This window comes from Fluviicola taffensis DSM 16823 (assembly GCF_943372375.1).
In the GTDB taxonomy this organism is placed as follows: Bacteria; Bacteroidota; Bacteroidia; order Flavobacteriales_D; family Crocinitomicaceae; genus Fluviicola; species Fluviicola taffensis_A.
Map to the genome: position 1 here is coordinate 54991 of NZ_CALRYJ010000018.1, position 6426 is coordinate 61416.

A 6426-nucleotide genomic window follows, 5' to 3' on the forward strand; every position below is an offset into this window, starting at 1 on the left:
ATGTTATTAGCGACATTATTTGAATCCGGTGTAAAGATCGAACACTACATGGTACTTGCTACGGCATTGTTTGTCATTGGTGTTTTTGGAGTGCTTTACAGAAAAAATGCAATCATCTTATTGATGTGCATTGAATTAATGCTAAATGCGGTGAATCTGTTACTTGTAGCGTTTTCAACTTATTTTGGACAGGCAGACGGACAACTTTTCGTGTTCTTCATCATGGTCGTAGCGGCCGCTGAAGCAACAGTAGGTTTATCGATCCTGGTGCTTCTGTTCAGAAATACCCGTTCAGTGGATATTCGATTGTTTAATAAATTAAAAAACTAAAACATGTCGGTATCACAAATTCTCCCTTTGATCCTTCTGCTTCCTCTGATTGGAGCTTTTATTAACGGTACAATAGGAAAATCACTTTCAAAAGTGATGGTCGGAACCATTGCAACCGGAGTCATGGCGATTTCATTTGTTCTTGCCGTGATGGCTTTTATGAGTGTTCAACACGGTGAACCGGTAACGGTTCATTTGTTCACGATGATAAAAACCAGTTCCTTTTCGTTGAATGCACGCCTTTTTGCAGATAACTTATCCCTTTGGATGACCTTGATCGTAACCGGTGTCGGAACTTTGATTCATTTGTTCTCCATGGGTTACATGAAACACGATGCGGGCTATTACAAGTTCTTTACGTATTTGAATCTCTTCATCTTTGCCATGTTAATTTTGGTTTTGGGAAGCAACTACTTCATGCTGTTCTTTGGCTGGGAAGGTGTAGGAATCTGTTCTTATTTGTTGATCGGATTCTGGTACCAGGATTTCAAAAACACCTTGGCTGCACGTAAGGCATTCATCATGAACCGTATTGGTGACCTGGGTTTGTTGATCGGTTTATTCCTGATCCTTGGAAAATTCGGAACACTCGAATATGCAGAAGTTGCAAAAGCAGTAATGACAGAAGGATTTGAAATCTCTGAAATGCTGATCTTCGGAATCACGATCTGTTTATTCATTGGAGCAACCGGAAAATCGGCTCAAATCCCTTTGTTTACCTGGTTACCGGATGCAATGGCAGGTCCAACTCCAGTTTCTGCATTGATTCACGCCGCAACAATGGTAACAGCAGGTATTTTCTTGACAGTACGTTCAAACTACTTGTTCGAGCATGCACATCTGACAAAAGAAATCATGTTGTATGTCGGGTTGGCAACTTCGATTATCGCAGCATTTATCGCGATGCGTCAAAACGATATCAAGAAAGTCTTGGCTTACTCAACGGTTTCTCAATTGGGAATGTTGTTCGTTGCGCTGGGAATGGGAGCTTACACAGCTGCGATGTTCCACGTTACGACTCATGCATTCTTCAAAGCATTATTATTCTTAGGTTCGGGAAGTGTGATTCACGCTATGTCGGACGAACAGGATATCCGTAAAATGGGTGGATTACGCAAGAAAATTCCGATTACACACATCACATTCCTTATCGGGACTTTGGCAATTTCAGGTATTCCATTACTTTCCGGTTTCTACTCGAAAGATGAGATTATCGGTCATGCATTTACGGACAACAAGTTTGTATTCGGAGCATTGATGTTCAGTTCAGCACTAACAGCAATTTATATGTTCCGTTTGTACTTTGTTACTTTCTACGGAAAGTTCAGAGGAACACATGAACAAGAGCATCATTTGCATGAAGGTCCTGCTTCCATGACTTTACCATTAATCATTTTGGCAGTTCTTTCCATTTTTGGTGGATTATTGAACTTGCCGGGGGTTTTCTTAAAGAATGGAACACATTGGTTATCTCATTATTATGCGCATAATGTAGCGGGTGACGGAATGAAAGTAGCCGAACACGGTGATACAACGATGACATTGATCTTAATGTGTATTGCAGGAGCCATGGCAGTTGTAATTGCGGGTATTACTTACACGGTTTATGTTACTAAAAACAGTATTCCTAAAGAAGATGCCGATTTAAAAGGATGGGAGAAAGCTTCAGCAATGAAATTATACTTTGATGAGATTTACAATTTCTTGTTTGTAAAACCGGTTCTTTGGATTTCTGAAAAAGGAGCGCATTACTTCGAAGGAGCATTTTTGAACCGTGGAGTAGTGGGAATTGCAAAAGTGATTGGAAAATCGGGCGACTTGGTTCGTAAAATTCAAACAGGAAGAACAGACAATTATATTCTTTGGATGGTTTTTGGAATCATCGGATTGATTGTTTATTACATTATCTACTATAAAAACTAAGACGTGGAACTACTTTTATTTATTTTACCAGTTTTCTTTGCGTTATCGGTATTGATCGTCCCGAAAAGTGGCGTTCGTGCATACGGAATTATCGGTTCGCTTGCCGTTTTAGGAGTTGTGATAGCATGTATGATGCAGTACAACAATGATGGAACTATTCATTTCTTTGGAAGCAATAAGGAATGGCTCCCTGAAACGGGAATCACTTTAAGTTTCGGATACGATGGAATTTCATTGATCATGTTGCTATTGACAGCTGTCTTGGTTCCATTGGTTTTGGTTTCCAATTTCAAGAATGAATTAGCTGAGAATCGCTTGTTTACTAGTATGGTTTTCTTCATGCAATTGGGATTAATCGGCGTATTTATCTCCATGGATGGATTGTGGTTCTATGTTTTCTGGGAAATCACCCTGATTCCAATTTTCCTGATCTCCTGGTGGTTCGGTGCTCCGGAAAGAAAGGCTGCATTGATGAAGTTCTTCATCTACACATTCGTAGGATCACTTGCCATGTTGGCTGCTTTGATCGGAATTAAAGTAAATGCGGCACATGCTGCATCTTTCTATATTGAAGATTTGAAAGCAGTTGTCTTTACTTCGAAAGCAGCTTGTTGGTTAGCGCTTGGTTTCTTCCTGGCATTTGCCATCAAGATTCCTATTTTCCCATTCCATACCTGGCAACCGGATACGTATACGAAGTCTCCAATGGCTGGAACAATGCTCTTATCAGGTATTATGCTGAAAATGGCTTTGTACGGAATGATTCGTTGGATGATTCCATTGTTCCCGGAAGCAATGTCTTGCTTGCAATATCCTGTTATTGTCTTGGCAACTATCGGAGTGGTTTATGGTGCAATTATCGCGATCAAGCAAAAAGATATGAAGCGCGTGTTTGCATTTGCTTCCATGTCTCACGTTGGTTTGATTGCAGCAGCAATTATGACTTGGGATTTCGATGCATTATCCGGAAGTATGGTTCAGATCGTCAATCACGGATTGGTTGCAGTTGGATTATTCCTTGCAGTGGAAATCATTGAGCGCAGAACAGGAACACGCAACCTGGCAGATTTAGGCGGTTATGCAAAACAAGCTCCGAAATTCGCTTTCTGGTTTGCAGTATTGGCATTCGCATCGGTTTCCGTTCCATTGACCAGTGGTTTCATCGGAGAATTTTTGATGTTAAAAGGAATCGTGAGTTTTGACATGATCATTGGAATCATTGCCGGAACGACATTGATCTTTGGAGCAGTTTACACATTCCGCGCATACCAATTAAGTATGTTTGGTCCGGTTACAAGAAGTGAATTCCCTGATTTACATTGGTCCGAATTGATTGTTTTGGCAATTATCATTCTTGCTGTAGTGATTTTGGGTGTTTACCCGGCTGCGATCACGGATTTTGTAAATCCAAGTTTAAAAATAGTTTTACAAACCCTTTCAACACCTTCAGGTTTATAATATGGATGCATTATTAGTTGTTTTTGCCAGTGGATTGATTTCCTTATTTGCTGCTTTTGCAAAGAAACCTTGGTTAGTTGTAAGTTCTGCTATGGCTGGTCTTTTGGCTGCTATCATCATTATTATCAGTCAACTTCAAACGGGAAAAGCATTTTTTGACTTCCTGACTTACGAAGGATTAGTATTTGATCAATTTGCACTACTCTTTAGTTTAGCAATTTGTGTACTATCGCTTTTGATTATTGGTATCGGATACGAACGATTCAAAGAAAATCCAACGCATACCGGAGAATACATCGGATTGTTGATGTTTTCAGCGACTGGAGCTATGATCATGACTGCATATACAGATATGTTCATGTTCTTCCTTGGATTGGAAATCTTGTCGCTTCCGATTTATGTGATGGCTGGAAGTAACAAAGCAGACGTTCGCTCTTCGGAAGCATCCTTGAAGTATTTCCTGACAGGTTCATTTGCTACAGGTATTTTCTTATTCGGATTGGCATGGGTTTACGGGGCAACCGGAACCTTTAAATTGCAGGAGATCCAACTAAAGATCAACGAAATGGATACCTTAAGTCCGATTTTGATGATTGGTGTTTTATTAATTATGGCGTCGTTCATTTTCAAAATTGGTGCTGCGCCATTTCATTTCTGGAGTCCGGATGTATACGATGGAGCTCCACCGGCTGTTACCGGATTCATGGCTTCTGTTGTGAAAATTGCTGCGTTCTATGCATTCCTTAAGATGTTTGCTTTCTGTTTCGGACAAGGCGAATTATACCTTTTCTGGAAAGGTGCTTTGGTTGTGATGATCATCATTACGCTATTTGTAGGGAATCTATCTGCATTGCGTCAAGTGAAATTCAAACGTTTATTGGCTTATTCTTCCATTACGCATGTAGGTTACACACTTTTGATATTTGTATCTAATGGGAATCCGTTTCACACTTTGTGGTTCTATATGTTCTCGTACGGATTTGCTATTGTTGGAATCATCGGAGTGGCTATTGCTGTAAATGATCCGGAAGATCGAATTGACGGACTGAGAGGTTTAGGAAAAAGAAACCCATTCCTGGCAGTTGTCGGGATTGTTTCCTTGTTGTCACTTGCAGGAATTCCACCGACATCCGGTTTCTTTGCGAAATATATCTTGTTCTCATCTGCATGGGCAAATGCTTCCTGGTTGGTTATCATTGCTTTGATCAATTCAGGGATCAGTATCTATTATTACCTGAAAGTGATGGGTACCATGGTTTCTCCGGCTGAGCAGGAGCAAGAGAAGATTAAGTTATCTCCTTTGACAGTTGTAGTTTTGACAATTGCATTGGTTGGTATGCTTGGATTCAGTTTCATTCTTCCTTTGCTTTAATAGATTCCAATTTTTCATAAAATTCGAACGATGCTTCGAAATTCACACCATTTTTGTGTTATGTTTTTGAAGTGTCGCTTTTTTTTGGTTCTCCTCCTGATTTCATCACAAGTTTCGGCGCAGCTTTTAGATAATACAAAAGGTGTCGCATTTACAGATATTCCGTTCTTCAATACGAAGTTCGTAAAGGGATGTAAATTGAAAGAAATCCATGGAAAGTTCACCTTCAAGAAGCAAGGTGATATCATGCGTGAATCGAATTATGTGTATGTATTCAATTTTGATACACTTGGAAATCTGGTAAGGCATTATCAGACTTCAAAGGGGGATTTGGTAACAGACACCAACGTTCGTTTCTACGATTATACACAAGACGGTCGAATAGTGCGGAAACGCATCAGCCAGAAAAAGGGATTCCTTTCCACTTATTATTCCTACAATTCCAATGGTCAGATCGTGAAGGAAGAAGTTTATCGCGATATCGATACGATGAATAGCTTATTGAATCCTTCCATCGAAAGAAGTATCCTTTGGAATACGGAAACCATGGACTATCAGCTTTACGAAGGGCAGTATAAGAAGAAAGTATTCAATAGTTATGGAAATCAGTATCTGGAAGTGACGAAATACCTGGATAGTTTGGGTTATTTGGCACGAGAAGAAGAATTGTTCACCATTACACGCAACCGAATTACAACGAAGTATACTTATTCGGATAAAGGCTGGATAGAAAAGGTCTCTGTCTATAGGAACACGGATACGGTTCCAATGAGTGAGTCGCGATTTACATACGATACATTTGGTAACCTGCAGTCGAAACTGATCTATAAGGACGGAGTTTTCATTACCGAATATCAAATCATTTACAGCGGATTGACCGGACTTTTGTATTCCATCGTGATGCGGGAAGTAAGTTCGAATTTCATCACAATCATTCGTTTTAGCGAGCCTACTTTTTGGGACAGACCTTGATTCGCTACCTCATATTTCTTGACTACATAGATACATAGAGCACATAGCTTTTCTTCAATCTTTTGTTAGGAAGTTAAAGTCTATGAATTCCTTCGGTATTCACAATTCAGGAAAAAAGCGAGAATGGAGTATCTGAGAATAATGAATCAATCACTATTCTATATTGCTATATTACAATCAGAATCAACTTTCTATGTGGCCTATGTAGCTCCTATGTTTGTATCAGTTATTACTTTTATAGAAAAGTGAAAAGGAGCGAGAACACATATGTGCCTAAACAATCCTTGAGATATGTTCACACATAGATATCGTCTCCTCCTTTTTTATCTCTTAGAGTTTAAACAGAATGTAAGGAACTGAAGTTGATTTAG

At 39.6% G+C, this 6426-nt stretch carries 5 protein-coding genes; all 5 read left to right on the plus strand.

Going from position 1 to position 6426, the window contains the following annotated elements; genetic code table 11:
- Genes nuoK through AAG807_RS18670 form a run of 5 tightly spaced genes read left to right on the plus strand, consistent with a single transcriptional unit; the run spans position 1 to position 6055 of the window.
- Complete coding sequence (gene nuoK / locus AAG807_RS18650; protein ID WP_341907335.1) at positions 1 to 330, plus strand: NADH-quinone oxidoreductase subunit NuoK; 330 nt, start codon at positions 1 to 3, stop codon at positions 328 to 330.
- Between the two features lie 3 nt (positions 331 to 333).
- Entirely contained in the window at positions 334 to 2253 is a 1920-nt protein-coding gene (gene nuoL / locus AAG807_RS18655) for an NADH-quinone oxidoreductase subunit L (protein WP_341907337.1), read from the plus strand.
- A gap of 3 nt (positions 2254 to 2256) precedes the next feature.
- A complete protein-coding gene (locus tag AAG807_RS18660) occupies positions 2257 to 3711 on the plus strand; it encodes an NADH-quinone oxidoreductase subunit M (RefSeq protein ID WP_341907340.1) in 1455 nt (484 codons plus the stop codon).
- A gap of 1 nt (position 3712) precedes the next feature.
- The gene (locus tag AAG807_RS18665) at positions 3713 to 5083 is read left to right on the plus strand and encodes an NADH-quinone oxidoreductase subunit N (protein ID WP_341907342.1); all 1371 of its coding nucleotides are present in this window, start codon (positions 3713 to 3715) and stop codon (positions 5081 to 5083) included.
- 30 nt (positions 5084 to 5113) lie between these two features.
- Positions 5114 to 6055 carry a hypothetical protein gene (locus AAG807_RS18670; RefSeq protein WP_341907344.1) on the plus strand — a complete coding sequence of 314 codons (942 nt, stop codon included), beginning with the start codon at positions 5114 to 5116 and terminating at the stop codon, positions 6053 to 6055.
- Positions 6056 to 6426: the final 371 nt, after the last annotated feature.

Coding starts and splice junctions, on each gene's coding strand:
- AAG807_RS18670 (WP_341907344.1), top strand. CDS start 5,114: ATGCTTCGAAATTCACACCATTTTTGTGTTATGTTTTTGAAGTGTCGC.
- nuoL (WP_341907337.1), top strand. CDS start 334: ATGTCGGTATCACAAATTCTCCCTTTGATCCTTCTGCTTCCTCTGATT.
- nuoK (WP_341907335.1), top strand. CDS start 1: ATGTTATTAGCGACATTATTTGAATCCGGTGTAAAGATCGAACACTAC.
- AAG807_RS18665 (WP_341907342.1), top strand. CDS start 3,713: ATGGATGCATTATTAGTTGTTTTTGCCAGTGGATTGATTTCCTTATTT.